This window comes from Granulicella sp. WH15 (genome assembly GCF_009914315.1).
GTDB lineage: Bacteria > Acidobacteriota > Terriglobia > Terriglobales > Acidobacteriaceae > Edaphobacter.
The window spans coordinates 3899086-3913418 of the sequence record NZ_CP042596.1; the positions used below are offsets into that span (position 1 = coordinate 3899086).

General features: G+C 55.2%; 13 protein-coding genes. 8 read left to right on the forward strand and 5 right to left on the reverse strand.

Annotation, left to right across the window (positions count from 1 at the left end; translation table 11 throughout):
• Positions 1-69: 69 nt before the first annotated feature.
• Positions 70-1308, reverse strand: coding sequence for an MFS transporter (locus FTO74_RS16160; protein ID WP_162539063.1), 1239 nt, complete (start codon positions 1306-1308; stop codon positions 70-72).
• A gap of 548 nt (positions 1309-1856) precedes the next feature.
• Between FTO74_RS16160 and FTO74_RS16165 the strand changes: the two genes are divergently transcribed.
• From FTO74_RS16165 to FTO74_RS16180, 4 genes are all read left to right on the forward strand, one after another.
• The gene (locus FTO74_RS16165; protein WP_162539064.1) at positions 1857-2678 is read left to right on the forward strand and encodes an alpha/beta hydrolase; all 822 of its coding nucleotides are present in this window, start codon (positions 1857-1859) and stop codon (positions 2676-2678) included.
• Positions 2679-2810: 132 nt separating this feature from the next.
• Positions 2811-3293 carry a DNA starvation/stationary phase protection protein gene (locus tag FTO74_RS16170; RefSeq protein WP_162539065.1) on the forward strand — a complete coding sequence of 161 codons (483 nt, stop codon included), beginning with the start codon at positions 2811-2813 and terminating at the stop codon, positions 3291-3293.
• Between the two features lie 92 nt (positions 3294-3385).
• Positions 3386-3859: a nuclear transport factor 2 family protein gene (locus FTO74_RS16175; RefSeq protein WP_162539066.1), complete on the forward strand. Its 474-nt coding sequence runs from the start codon at positions 3386-3388 to the stop codon at positions 3857-3859.
• Between the two features lie 289 nt (positions 3860-4148).
• Positions 4149-4808: a LuxR C-terminal-related transcriptional regulator gene (locus FTO74_RS16180; protein ID WP_162539067.1), complete on the forward strand. Its 660-nt coding sequence runs from the start codon at positions 4149-4151 to the stop codon at positions 4806-4808.
• 1 nt (position 4809) lies between these two features.
• On the opposite strand, the gene FTO74_RS16185 is transcribed toward FTO74_RS16180, so the two are convergent.
• Positions 4810-6885 carry a hypothetical protein gene (locus FTO74_RS16185; RefSeq protein ID WP_255462334.1) on the reverse strand — a complete coding sequence of 692 codons (2076 nt, stop codon included), beginning with the start codon at positions 6883-6885 and terminating at the stop codon, positions 4810-4812.
• Positions 6886-8224: 1339 nt separating this feature from the next.
• Here FTO74_RS16185 and FTO74_RS16190 point away from each other — a divergent pair.
• Positions 8225-9202, forward strand: coding sequence for an AraC family transcriptional regulator (locus FTO74_RS16190; RefSeq protein ID WP_162539069.1), 978 nt, complete (start codon positions 8225-8227; stop codon positions 9200-9202).
• A gap of 80 nt (positions 9203-9282) precedes the next feature.
• Here FTO74_RS16190 and FTO74_RS16195 read toward each other — a convergent pair whose 3' ends face one another.
• On the reverse strand, positions 9283-9927 hold the full coding sequence (locus FTO74_RS16195; RefSeq protein ID WP_162539070.1) for a pyridoxamine 5'-phosphate oxidase family protein: 645 nt from the start codon (positions 9925-9927) through the stop codon (positions 9283-9285).
• 58 nt (positions 9928-9985) lie between these two features.
• A complete protein-coding gene (locus FTO74_RS16200) occupies positions 9986-10870 on the reverse strand; it encodes an alpha/beta hydrolase (protein WP_162539071.1) in 885 nt (294 codons plus the stop codon).
• A 209-nt stretch (positions 10871-11079) separates the two neighbouring features.
• Between FTO74_RS16200 and FTO74_RS16205 the strand changes: the two genes are divergently transcribed.
• Genes FTO74_RS16205 through rpiA form a run of 3 tightly spaced genes read left to right on the forward strand, consistent with a single transcriptional unit; the run spans position 11080 to position 13618 of the window.
• Complete coding sequence (locus tag FTO74_RS16205; protein ID WP_162539072.1) at positions 11080-12483, forward strand: FAD-dependent oxidoreductase; 1404 nt, start codon at positions 11080-11082, stop codon at positions 12481-12483.
• Positions 12484-12519: 36 nt separating this feature from the next.
• A complete protein-coding gene (locus FTO74_RS16210) occupies positions 12520-12915 on the forward strand; it encodes a DUF302 domain-containing protein (RefSeq protein ID WP_162539073.1) in 396 nt (131 codons plus the stop codon).
• A 19-nt stretch (positions 12916-12934) separates the two neighbouring features.
• A complete protein-coding gene (gene rpiA / locus FTO74_RS16215) occupies positions 12935-13618 on the forward strand; it encodes a ribose-5-phosphate isomerase RpiA (RefSeq protein ID WP_162539074.1) in 684 nt (227 codons plus the stop codon).
• Positions 13619-13684: 66 nt separating this feature from the next.
• Here rpiA and FTO74_RS16220 read toward each other — a convergent pair whose 3' ends face one another.
• Positions 13685-14326, reverse strand: coding sequence for a copper resistance protein B (locus tag FTO74_RS16220; protein WP_255462335.1), 642 nt, complete (start codon positions 14324-14326; stop codon positions 13685-13687).
• Positions 14327-14333 lie beyond the last annotated feature (7 nt).

Sequence of the window (14333 nt, forward strand, 5' to 3'; positions counted from 1 at the left end):
ATTTCAGCACGCTTCTTTCTTGTGTGGTTCTGTAAGGGATTGCATGCAAGATGTACTTGCAATGAACAACTACGCTCCCGTCGAGGGCAGTTTCCGGGGACCGAGTATCGCGCTCAGGCAGAGCATTACGACTCCGACAGCTACAAGACATTCGACTGGTGCTCGGAACGAGCCTGTTCGGTCACGCAGGAAGCCGACCAGCATAGGGCCAGCGGACGCGATCAGGTAGCCGACAGTCAAAGTGAAGGCGTTCCAGACATCCGTCTCTTCAACGGAGTCGGTGTTATCCAAGGGCAGGGTCATCCCTAGGGTGAATCCGCCGGCTTGGCCAAAAGCGGCAAGTGAGATCCAGAGATAAGGAGCGGACGTGGGCGCAACCAGTAGCCCGACCAGACCAATACAGCAGATAGCGCCCGAGATGCCGAGCCAGACACGTCTGTCTCGGGAATGGCTAAGGATTCCAAAGACCGGATTCCCCAGTAGAGAGAGAACCGCAAAACAGGCGAGAATCAAGCCCGCCCTCGCGGGCGAATAGCCCAAGTCCCGGTATAGCGATGGGATCCAGGCAAGCAAGGCGTAAAACAACAGATTATTCACCCCAAAGAAGATCGCAATTGACCAAGCTTTTCGATTGCCTAGGGGCAGCGGGTACACATGGAGGAAGTGAGTCACTTGTGGACCGACCTTGGACGCACCACGCGTTGCAAGAGCCCAAGAGAGGATCGCTCCGATCCCCAAGAGTGACCATCCTCCTGTGGCGAACCGCCAGCCCATTTGAGTTCTCTCTGCGAGTGGCCCAGTTAGAGCGGCGGCAGCCACGCTACCTACCGCCAAGGATGTTCCATACAGTCCCATGGCGGATGCCACTCGTGAGGGAAATTCCGCCTTGATGAAACCCGCTACGAGGGTCCCAGCAATGGCGATCCCTGCTCCCACGCCGCCGGTGCACACCAAGAGCTCCGCAATGCTCTGTGCAAATGCTCTGAGGCTGATCGAAAGAAGAAGGAGGATAAGGGCTGCTAGCATGACGCGGTCTCTTCCGAATCGTCTCGCTAGCCAAGGCGTCGGGAGCGCCAGAAGTCCCATGAAAACGTCTGGTATGGACGTCATGAGAGCTGCACTTGTATGAGAAAGATGAAATGCTTCGCGAATCGATGGCAAGACCGGTCCGATGGAGACGATCCCCGGCCGAAGATCGATGGCGACAAAGACGATGGCGAGAATCGCCAGGGCTAACGGAACTTCCGCAGTGTTGGGGACTATCGATTTGTTCGGTGGGGAAGATTCCGAAGTCTTTGTCACGGTCATTCCGTTCGACTAGAGGTGAAGGAGGGGTATCCTCCCAAAAGCCTAGCCAGGCTTTGATAAAAAACTCTGTCGAAATCGTGAAGATGTTCTGGCTATGGAGCGTGCGATACATGGCACACTTCTCAGCGTGAGGGATCGCGAGTCCTGACCGATGATCCTGAAGCTGCCAAGGTCACCTTGTCACCTCAGTCGATAGGGCTACTGAAAAACTCCATAATTCCAACAGGGTTTCTCGCTGTCCGGAGACTACTGTCCTTGTGAGGACGCCACCTGACAATACGAGACGCTCCTTGTCTCCACAGGAAAGCAATCTGTACGTTGGCGCCGTCACTGTGTAGATTCGACCGCGGCGTGGAATCAGCTGCCGTTGGGCAGCGCCACCGATGTGGCCGAATCACACACCTCGGTCTCATAAGCGAGCTTAAAGATTTGCGCTCGCTTGAATCATGAAACTCGTGCGTTCGGATGGCTGATTGGCTGTCTCATGGACGCTAACCGTGGCCCTACTTCGGCTGTCACGCTTACAGAGCAAGACAAGGAGAATTCCCGTGAATACCTTCAAAACGCAAGATGGCACATCAATCTATTTCAAGGATTGGGGCAGCGGACCGGTAGTGACGTTCTCGCACGGCTGGCCCCTGCAGGCGGACGCATGGGATTCGCAGATGCTCTTCCTAGCTAAACGAGGATTTCGAGTCATCGCCCACGACCGGAGAGGTCACGGCCGGTCGAGCCAGACGTGGAGCGGCAACGACTTGGACACGTATGCAGACGACTTAGCTGAACTCATCGAGCACTTGGACCTCAAAGAAATCACTATGGTCGGACACTCGACCGGAGGTGGCGAGGTCACTCGATACATCGGTCGCCACGGAAACAAGCGGGTTCGGAAGGCCGTGCTTATTGGTGCCATTCCTCCGATCATGGTACAGAGTGATAAGAACCCAGGGGGACTGCCCATTTCCGTGTTCGATGGGATCAGAGCCGGCGTAGCGGAAAATCGTGCCCAGTTCTTCCGTGATCTGAGCCTTCCTTTCTATGGCTACAACAAACCGGACGCTAAGATATCGGACGGCGTTCGCGATGAGTTCTTCCGCGAGGGGATGCAGTCTTCAATGATTGCGTCCTATGACTGCGTGAAGGCGTTTTCCGAAACGGATCTCACTGAAGACCTCAAGAGGATAGAGGTGCCGACCCTTGTCCTGCATGGGGACGCGGATCAGATCGTTCCGATTGCGGATTCCGCATATTTGTCTTCCAAGATTATCAAGAACGCTCGTTTGCAAATTATTGAGGGAGCCCCTCATGGAATGTGCACAACGCGTGCGGATGAGGTAAATCAAGCATTGCTCGAATTCCTGAATAGCTAAGATCGGCGGGTCACGGCGGGGCCTGTGAGACTTGGCCCCCGCCCTTTATCGACCTATGACCACTGACATTCGATCGCCTAAAGGACGTAACGACGTCGGGGATCGATAAACGATGTTGTGACGGAGATATTAATGCAAATCGATCGTGCACTGGAGATAACGCCGGAAGCGGTAAAGCGCTTGTCACTTGAACTCAAGGTTCTATTGGCCGACATCTTTGCTCTTTATCTAAAGACAAAGAACTTCCACTGGCATATGCGGGGAACGCATTTTCGCGACTATCACCTCCTCCTAGATGAGCATGCGGATCAGCTCTTCGCAATGACCGACGAGATCGCAGAAAGAGCGCGCAAACTCGGTGGACCGACATTGAAGTCGATTGGTGATATCGCACGTCATCAGAGAATCAAGGACTGTGAGAGAGAACAGGTTCCTGCAGCCATGATGCTCGCTGAGCTTCTTACAGACAACCAGAGCGTGACGACATGGCTCCGCTCGGCCCACGCAATCTGTGATGAGTATCACGATGTAGCAACAGCCAGCCTGATCGAAAATTGGATCGACCAAACAGAGCGCCGTACATGGTTCCTTGCAGAGACCATCGAAGCGGACTAAGGCACCCATTCCGGAAGTCTGAGTCGTCACCGAGGGGCGCTATGCTCTTCAATCCGGATTGTTGAAAGAACGGCAATGACAAGGAGAAAACAATGAGTGATTCATCGCAACAGCTGGTCCCACCTTTTACCCGCGAGACCGCCATCCTAAAAGTTAGGAAGGCGGAGGATAACTGGAACACCCGTAGTCCCCAACATGTCGCGTTGGGTTACACCGTCGACAGCTGGTGGCGCAACCGCGCGGAGTTCGTGAACGGTCGAGAAGAGATCGTCCGTTTCCTGACCCGCAAGTGGCAGCGAGAGTTCGACTATCGCCTTATCAAAGAACTGTGGGCCTTTGACGGTAGCAGAATCGCAGTCCGCTTTGCATATGAGTATCGGACGGACTCCAACCAGTGGTACCGCGCGTATGGCAATGAGAACTGGGAGTTCAACTCCGAAGGGATCATGCACCACCGTCATGCATGCATCAACGATGTCCGTATCGACGAATCAGAGCGTCTGTTTCATTGGCCTCAAGGCAGGCGCCCTGACGATCATCCGGGATTGAGCGACCTTGGGCTCTAAACGCAGATTGACTCCGGAGAGTGTCATGTCTATGAGTCGAAGCCTCGAGACGGCGCGAAACCGTGGGTCCCATTCTTCAAGTAGGACTGCAATGCCGTGGCGCGACAACTCAGGTGAATTTTTCCGAAAGGCTTTAGGAAGCGCCATGGTTGCTGCGCCACGTCAAACATCGAGGTACTACAGAATGCACACTGACGCAGGGGTGCACGCAAGCTCCGGATCCACTCGTCCTGCAAGTGACAAGCCTTGCGATTGTGGCCAGCGCCAGAGTCGTGAGGTTGCGTATGTAGTGGGTGCTGATCCGTTGCTGCAACGAGTCCTTCTCGACGTGAAAGGTTTTATTAGCCCTGAAGTGGTCTGCCTGGGATCGGTCAGGGAGTTTGCTCAATACGTCCGTAACGACGACGCGTCGTGTCTGCTCATTGACCTATGTGCCCATCACGACAGCGACTTCGACCACCAGTGCCAAATGGCAACTGAAGGCGCTCCTCCAGTGGTGTTTGTCTACCGCCACAGTGATGTCTCGGCGGCAATTCGAGCTCTGAAGTCCGGGGCAGTGGAACTTCTAACGGCACCCGTAAACCCACTCCATCTAGCGGAGGCGATGCTGACTGCAATCGCTCTTGATCGCCGCCAGAGGCAACAAAGGCTCTTGCTCTCTGAACTTAGCCAGAGATTCGAACTTCTCACTCCCAGAGAGAGAGAAGTGTTGCCGCTTGTCGTTAAGGGGCTCTTGAACAAACAGGCCGCTGGAGTCCTTGGCATCTCGGAGACGACGTTGCAGATTCACCGGAGTCATGTTTTGCACAAGATGCAAGCGGATTCGGTGGCCGATCTGGTACGCATGGCCGTCGCCCTAGAGATTCCAGTGTGGGCCGATTCGGAACAGCATCAGGCTGGGGTGCCTAGCATGGAGCAGGTTGCCTTCCTCCGTAGCCGGTGGTCCTGAGCTACCGAGCCGAGGCAAGCTCTTCACTCAAATTTGAGTTGCTCATCGATAGACGTGAAATGCCCGAGGACTGGAGAAACTTCTCCCGAAGCGCCTGTTCGTGGCCAAGTGAGTCAGCTAGCTTCGTGACGGCTGAGCTAGCAGCGTCACGGTGGTTCCGGGACACTGTCTTTTTCCCTAACAATCGGTATATTTCTGCGGCTGTCGCGTGAACTCGCCAGCAGGCCAGCGGCAGATCATGTTCGTTTATTAACTCCACTGCATGTGAGATGAAGGTGGCGGCGTCGGTCAAAGCACCCCGGGCGAGCGCGACCCTGGCGTTGACCTCCAAGGCTAAGGCAGAATACGTATGCTTTTCCGTGGTTTGTGCCAGAGTCGCATAGTGCTCAGCCTGAACCCCCGCCTCATCTAGGTTGCGCTCTGCAAGCGCCAGTTCGGTCAATGCCGCTAGGAGCGGGAGCCGAAAACACCAGTCCAGTACCACTGGACCTACTGCCATTTCATCTTTGACCTTCGCCAGCGTGAGAGCACCTCGCCTCAGATCACCCGCGCCTACCTGAGCAGACCCGAGCAGGATACGAGCCATCCGAGCGACATAGGAGCCGCTGAACTCCTCACCGGCGTCCTGTAGAGGTTCGCATGCTGCGATCACTTCGTCGAAGTCCATGGCGTGGTAGTGGATCCAAACGCGGTTGAGTCGTAGAATTTTCACCGCAAACGTGTCACCGTTCTTCGCCGCAGTCGAGATGGAGGCATGGAGGACTGACAGCCCCTGACCCCATTTACCTCCAAACAGGAGCGCTCGAGGTAAATAGAAGTGGGCGCGTTGAAAGTCGATGGTGATGTATGGGTCTCCCTCAACAATCCTTTTTGAAAGGGCTTCCATACCTTCGACAAGGCAGTCGAAGGCCTCCCCGTATTGTGAAGAGGCCCATTGGATGATTCCATATTGGATCGTCTGCGGAGCGAGTTCCGGCGCATCGACTTGCTCACGAAGGTTATGAAAGCTTCGACGAAGCTGATCAACTTCAGCAGCGTTCCAACCCGCCGCACACACAAAGATGAATTTACATGTCATCTCCATGCGAGTTCGGAGCAGCGCTTTTGGAAGCGTCGAGATGACTTTGGCGGCGTGCGTGGCCGTCTCGATACAGCGCTTTCCGTCCTGAGTTACGAGGCAGCCGGCGAGGTTAAGAAGAGCCCGCGCACTCACCTCCATCTGACCGCATGAGTTCGCCTTCTGATACAGCGCCTCATAAGCTGCGACGCAGCGAGGGTCGAAGCATGCGATGTAAATAGTCGCGAGACGCTCAAGAATTTCCAGCTCAAGCTTGCATCGATCTTCTTTTGTCACCCGACAGACCAACGCCAATGCGCGCGTGAGAAGCGCGATGGCCTCGCGGTGGGCATAGCGACGCTCGGAGTTCTCGGCGGCTAAACGCAGATACCGAACAGTCCGCTCCCAATCACAGCCTAGTTCGAAATGGAGGGAGATCTCTGCCGCGACTTCCTCCAGATGGTCTCGATGGACGTCCTCGAGTTGGAGACCGATCTGGAGATGGCGAGAGGACCTGCGGCCCGGAGACTGCCTGTCGTAGAGTACGTCGCGATAGAGAACATGGACGAACTGGTAGCAAAGAGCTGTTGAGCCGTCTGAGAGCGGATGCTCGGGCATTGCCCGAAGCAACTGGTTTCGGATCGCCAAGTCGTGGCAGATATCCTCGACCTCTTGATAACTATGGTCTGTCGCGGCGGCAATCACCGCGGGACAAAAGATAACCCCCTCAACGCTACCCACCTCGAGAATTCTTCGTTCTTCCGTTTCGAGATTGTCGATCTGGACCTCAAGGACACGTTTCAGGCTGAGGGGTATATCAAGGTCGAGTTGGTCAAGGGCGGTCCTCAATCGGAGTTCACCGTCCTCGATCATCAACAGCCCTTTCTCCAAGCTGTGCTCCAATGCGGCAACCATGAAGAGCGGATTGCCTTCGGATCGGCTATAGAGAAGCTTCGCCAACCCGCTCCTGAGCTCCTGTTGGGAAGTCATCTGACTGAGGAACTCACCGATGTCAGACATGGTCAATCCTGAGAGGCTTACTTCGGTACAGAGTCGGTGCGCGAGGAGATCCTCTTTGAGAACCGCAATTGGGTTCTCATTCAGAAATGCTTCCAAGGGACGAAACGTTCCGATGAGGAGCAGTTTCGCAGGAGAATGTCTCCGCGCGAATTCGGCTATGACGTCCACTGAAGCGCGATCAACCCACTGAAGGTCATCCAAGATCACGACAAGTGGCCGAGACTCTCCCACAACCTCAAGCGCATCCAGGACCTCGCGCAACATGCGGCCGCTCGTTGCCGACCGAACGTCAGTGTCCAACGCCGCCCGTTCTTCGCGACTGATGAGATCTGAGAATTGGACAATGCAAGTCGGTGCCTTCGCCTTGAAGATTTCTATCAAAGGCGGCCCCTCAGCACGACATAGATCCCCGATCGCCTTTAATAAGGGAAAGTAGGGCTCCTGCACTCCATAGCCTTCATTGCATTGGCCCCACGTAGCGTAAGGGGCGTCTGAGCTGCGCACCTGGCAAAGGAACTCTCGGCAGAGCGCCGTCTTGCCGATACCTGGCTCGCCAGTGACAAACACCAGTTGCCTCGATCCCGTAAGGGCTGTGCGGTAACACTGATGCAATTTGGCAAGTGCATAGTCCCTCCCGACGAGTGCCTGGCCTGACGATGGCAATGTGTGCTGAGCGAGAGTGGACGACGCATTCTGATCCACCAAGGCAATGAAGCGATAGCCCCGTCGTGACACCGTCTCGATGTAGCGAGGCCTCCGAGCGCTATCGCCCAGGGCCGCCCTGATATCCCGGATGTGACTAGACAAGACCTCCGGCTGAACGAATGTGTCTGGCCATACTTTCTCCATCAGTTCGTTGTGAGGAACAAGCCTACCCGCATTCTCGACGAGAAAGCGCAGAACGGCGAATGCCTTGGGAGGCAGGTGAATCCTCTCGTCTCTTCCGGACAACTGTCGCAACAGAGACTCATCGATTGGGTCGAGGCTGTAGGGGAGGAATCTGTACATGGCATCGGACGCCCAGAGGAGAAGTTCAGAGTAAAATTAGGGTCTGAAAGAGAACTTCCCTGTGGCGGACGCTCCTTTCTGCTGAACATCTTGAGCGACCTCCTGCAGCATGAGGTCGGAACCCAGATTGGCGAAGCGAAGACCGTCATCGAACCCGCATACCGAATCGGACACGGGCCAAAGGCTGTGGTTCGATTTTCGTAAGGCAGCAAGTTTGACTGCGTTTATTTCGGTCATCGAATTCATGATCTCAGGTTGGCCGGGGTGCATAAGTGCTTACGTGGGTGATACTTGCTGAAACGAGTGGATTCTTGCTGCGAAGATCGAAGATATGGCCAATCACGCAAATTCGGGGATGCCAAGAAGGCTAGGCGAAGCAACTTCCAGTACGGAAGTGCCTGCGGCACTTGAGTCTCACCCGCTCGGTGGCCGACGGTTGGTTGTTCGCGTCGGCGACGGAGAAATGCCGCTATTCGAAGATCAGCCTATCTTGGACAGCCTCAGGTCACCGTGGCATGGCCTGATCCTCGAAATGCATCATCATCGGGGCTGCGAGATTCCTGTGCACGACCATGAGACTCTCTGTCTGCATCTCCAAACAGGCGGCCAAGTGGATATGGACTGGTTCTGTTCAGGGAAAACGGGCAGAACACGCTCGGTGCCCGGAAGCATGATGCTCTTGCCCGCGGGCACACGCGACTCAGTAATCTGGCACGGCTCCACCCAGCGGATGGTGGCAGGGATTGAACCTTCGCTATTGAAGGATGCGGCCGAGCAGATGGGAATCAAAGGGCTGTTTGACTTCAATTTGAAGTGGTCTTTTCGCGACCAACAGCTGGAAGCGCTTTTGAACGAGATGAACCGGGAGATGAGGTCTGGATTTGCTACAGGAGGTCTGTACGGGGACCTTCTTGGGATGGCCCTCTCTGTGGGGCTCATCCGTCGATACGGCGAGCTGTCTCATCGTATTCCCTCGTTTAAGGGCGGATTGTCGCGCCCGCATATAAATCGCATCCTCGGATACATCGAAGAGAACCTTTCTGACGGCATTCGGCTCGATGATCTTGCCGTCTTAAGCTCTTTGAGCCGCTATCATTTCGCACGGTCGTTTCGGGAGTCGCTGGGCGAGACCCCCTATCAGTACATTCTCAAGAAAAGAATTGAACGAGCGAAGACGCTCCTCAGGCAGCCACGTACCGCGGTCGCGGATATCGCTCGGAGCACCGGGTTCTCCGATGCACGTCAGTTCGCTCGCATGTTTCGGAAAATCACGGGTGTTTCCCCCGCTGAATGGCGGCGCAACGCATAGCAACACGCGATAACTGTAAGCCTGGTCGCCCACTCAACGAGATCGTTAATCAACGCGGAAGGACCTCTTTGAGACCGATCTTAGCCTCTGGCATCTGTAGTCGTAGCAAGCGTATTTGCTAGCTCCTGCCGGAGGCGCTGATTTTCGCTTTCGAGGTCGTGTAGCCGATCTTCAATTTCGCGGACGGCTGCGTGTATCTCGGCGGAAGTGTACCGCGGAACGATGTGCTGTTGGCAGTTCCAGTCGAATGCTTCTATGTCGATGATGAAGGCCCGTTCGACGATGGCTTTATATTCCTTTACCTGAGTCCGCTTGATCCAAGGTGCAGCCTCTTCGCCTTCCACAACCTTGGCCCGGCCAAGGATTTTCAGCCTCGCCTGATTTGGATAGTCAACGAGAATCATCGCGACTCGGTCGTCGGTCAACAGATTTCCGGTGGTGATGTATTGTCGATTTCCAGCGAAGTCGGCGAAAGCAAGAGTCCGATTGTCGATGACCTTGAGAAAGCCCGGGGGACCTCCTCGATGCTGCACGTACGGCCAACCGGACGAACTGACGGTTGCCCAATAGAAGCTGTCACGTTCAGAGAGAAATTCGATCTCGAACGGCGTTAGCTGCGTTCGTGTTGCCTCCGATGAAGCGATTCTCTCGTATTGGCGCCTGCTGCCATAGCGCTCCTGAAGCTTTTGCACTACCGGCGTGAAGAGAATCGAACCGAATTTCATAGGACCTCACGGTGGGGAGACGGTGAGCAGAGTCTAAACCCTGCTCACCCGCCTAGGTTTACTTGGACGAGAAGAAGCCTTCAATGCGTGAGGCGATCTCTTCACCGTGAGTTTCGAGTGCGAAATGTCCTGCGTCGAGCAGGTGCGTCTCGACCTTCGGAAGATCGCGCTTGTAAGGGGCTGCGCCTTCCGGAGGGAAGATAAAGTCGTTCTTTCCCCAAACGATCAGCATCGGCGGCTGAAACTTCCGGAAGAACTCCTGAAATGCAGGATAGAACGGGACGTTCGTCCGATAGTCATAGAGCATGTCGAGCTGAATATCGGCGTTTCCAGGGCGATCCATGCCAGCCTGGTCGAGGGTATAGGTGGTCGGGTCAACCAGTGTCTTATCGGCGACACCGTTTTCATACTGCCACTTTGTTGCGTCCGGCTTTGTCAGATATTCGAGCGCGGCACGATTTTCAGGCGTAGCGGCTCCCCAATACTTTTTAATGGGGTCCCAGAATTCACGCAAACCTTCGTCGTAGGCATTTCCGTTTTGCACGATGATGCCGGCAATCTTCTCGGGATGACGAATCGCCAAGCGGTAGCCGATCGGTGCGCCGTAATCCATGACATAGATGATGTATGTCGAGAGCTCAAGCTTAATGGTCAGCTGCTCGACAAGGTCGGTCATCTTCTCGAATGTGTACGAGAACTGCGCGCGGTCCGGCATGCTGCTGAAGCCATAGCCCGGGTAATCCGGTGCAATGATGTGAAACGATCCGGATAGGCGGCTGATCAGGTTGCGAAACATGTTCGATGAAGTCGGAAAACCGTGAAGCAACAAGAGTACGGGTGCACCCTTCTTGCCCGCCTCCCGGTAAAAGATGTCCACGTTTTCGATACGGACTGTGTTGTAGTGGACCGTCGACGAGTGTTCAGAGGCTGCGTTCGTAGTCATGATGAACTCCTTGGGATGTGGTGAAAGAAGGCTCCGGCCCTCGGCAAGAACATATAGAAATCAAAGCGCCATGCCTATCACGTCTTCCCATTAAGGTGTCTCCCGTAGCGCGGAGACCTGATTGTCGCTGCCCGACGACTCGCGTAGAGTGTGGCGATGCGATAGGGACATAAGAGTGCCCATTGACAGGTGCCAAACGGGAGATGGATATGGCGGCGATTGTAGAGGTTGGTGCAGAGCAATTCGATGTCGTTGTACTCGGGAGCGGCGAAGCCGGGAAGTATCTCGCTTGGACGTTGGGTGCAGACGGAAGACGTGTGGCGTTGATCGAAACGCGCTATGTGGGAGGATCCTGTCCAAACATCGCGTGTCTTCCGAGCAAGAATGTTATCCATTCGGCCAAAGTGGCTTGGTATGCCCATCGGCTCAAAGAGTTCGGCTTCGAAGTAACGGTGCCGAAGGTAGATATGAAGGTCGTCCGTGAGAGAAAGCGGACGATGGTACGCGAGCTCGTCGAAGTCCACAACAAGCGCTTCGCGGCGAATGGTGTCACCTTCATTTGTGGAGATGGGCGGTTTGTAGGACCACGTGAGGTCGTTGTTACGCTTCAGGCAGGGGGCACCAGGCAGATCTCGGGAGATACGGTCATCGTGAGTACCGGCTCGCGTGCCGTGGTCACCGATATCCCAGGCTTGCAGGAAGCTGAGCCAATGACTCACATCGAGCAACTAGAACTGGACGTCGTCCCGGAGAGCCTGATCGTTTTGGGTGGGGGCTACATAGGGCTCGAGTTTGCACAGGCAATGGCACGATTCGGTTCTAAAGTGACGGTGGTTGATCGCAATGCCCGATGCCTGACGCACGAGGACGAAGACGTCGTCAGAGTGCTGACAGACTTGCTTTCGAAGGAAGGCATCGAGTTCAAGTTGGGCAGCACGGTCGAGTCCGTCACCGGACGTTCCGGTGATGCCGTCGAAGTCATTCTCAAAACCCAAGAGCGTCATGAAACGCTGCGAGCCACACATATCTTGGCCGCGGTCGGACGCATTCCAAATACGGATTCGATCGGCACGCAGATGGCGGGCATCGAACTGACAGCGAATGGGCACATAAAGGTGAACGAATTCTTGCAGACCACCGCTGAGAGTGTGTTCGCCGTCGGCGACTGTGCAGGCAGTCCGTACTTCACCCATGCCGCCTACGACGATTTCCGCATCGTTTACCAAAGTATCCAAGGGCACAAGCGGGTAACAACGGGACGCCAGATTCCTTACACCTTGTTCACCGATCCAGAACTTGCTCACGTTGGGCTTCACGAGGACGAAGCGAAGCGACAAGGTATCAGCTACCGTCTGGCCAAACTGCCCATGGCGGCGGTCCTCAGAACACGCACCTTGGGGGAAACGGAAGGTTTCCTCAAAGCCCTGATTGGCAAAGATGATCGCATCCTTGGATTCACAGCTCTTGGGGTTGGCGTAGGCGAGCTCCTAGCGCCAGTCCAATTGGTGATGAACTCCGGCTTACCTTACACAGCGCTGCGTGACCTAATCGTCACCCACCCGACATTGTCGGAGGGGCTAGTCTTTCTGTTTGCCAGCCTTGGCTACAAATAACGGATCTCAGCAACAAATCAACTTCGGAGAAGAATCATGACAAATGGTCTCGTAAGTCTTATCAGCCCCTATTCCGTGAAGGACACGCTATCTCGGCTTGAAAATCTCTGCAAACAGAAGGGGGTGCCCGTCCACTTCAGAGTCGATCATTCAGGTGACGCCGCGCGCGTCGGTTTGAAAATGAATCCCTCCGAAATGTTGATGCTTGGCAATCCGAAAAACGGCACCCCGCTGATGAACGCATCACCCACAGTGGCGATCGATCTGCCACTCAAGGCTTTGGCTTGGGAGGACTCGGCGGGCAAGGTCTGGCTGACTTACAACAGCCCGGAATATTTGGCTGAGCGGCACAATCTCCCCGTAGATCTGATCGGGAACATCGCCGTACTCAAAGAGCTCTGTGAGAGCACGGTAGCAGCAACGGCGCTCTGATGAGAGTGTGAGGTTGGACATGACGCAGGATCAATCAAAGCTGCTAGCAGCGAAGCGTGCCACAGATCTCATTTCTGATGGAATGAGGGTTGGCCTCGGCACGGGAACGACGTCAACGTTCTTCATCGAGGAACTTGCAAAGCGTGTCAGGTCTGGACTTCGCCTCAAGGCGATTGCAACCAGCACCGAAAGTGAAAGACTTGCGACGGAACAAGGAATCGAACTCACAAGCTTCGCGGATTCGCCGGTGTTGGACTTGACCGTCGATGGTGCGGACGAAATCGGGCCCGGACTTTCCTTGATCAAGGGGGGCCACGGTGCACTCCTTCGAGAGAAGATCATCGCGTCCGCAGCGAAAGCATTTGTAGTGATCGCCGATGAGTCGAAGATCGTATCAACCCTCGGAAAGTTTCCCCTTCCGGTCGAGGTGATTCAGCTGGCGGAACCCCTGGTGTATCGGAAGCTACTTGACCTTGGTTTGAACCCAATGCTGCGACTCGTGGCGAATGGTGCTGTCCCGTGGCAGACAGACGAGGGCAACTTCATCCTCGACTGTCATTGTGGCTCCATTCAAGACCCCGAAAAAACCGCAGCGGAGATTCGAAGCATCATCGGAGTGGTTGAACATGGCCTGTTCCTGCGCATGGCGTCCATGGCTCTCATTGCAGGGCAAGATGGTGTTCGCGAAGTCCATCCGAGCTAGGTCCTCGGATCTGCACTCCGACGACGTTTAGCACGGGACGGCGGCGGTGAGACGCGGACAGCGTCTTTACCGCCAAACGCGTACCCCAAATACGAAAGAGCTAGTATGCGTTGCGTCACCTGTCGCCCGTGTAAAGGCGGCCGAGCTTCCATAGGAACCTGAGTATACGTACCCAATGTACGGGGCGAATTTTCGATTGATTTCGTAGCGAAGCCGAATCCCGCCATCGAGGTCGCTCAAGCCTGAACCTACTTTTCGGGCCTTATCATCCTTGCTATAGAAATTCAGCTCGATCTGAGGCTCTAAAACGAGCCGTTGGCGAACGCGGAACGAATAGGCACCTTCAATCCGGCCCGCGACCCTACCGTCGTTGCGGATGTACAGAGTTGGGGCAAACTCGAATTCGTAGGGAGCAAGACCCTCCAGTCCGATCGCTGCCCAGGCGCGGGTTGGGTCCGAGTCCAGGTCGGCGCGGACTCCGATCTGCGCGTCGAAATAACGCATGCGAGGAATCGGCCGGTCATACAGGAATTCCTGATCGCCGTCGCTCATCGACGAACGAGCGATGTTCCCTTCAGACTTTACCCAGAATCGGTTAAAGTCTGTGCCCGCCCATGCTTCGCCGTCCCATTTGAACTGTGTGCCCGTCGCAGAGGCGCGCCCTTCTAATTGATCCAACAAAACATGAGCAAAGGGTTCGTTGTCCATGACAGGA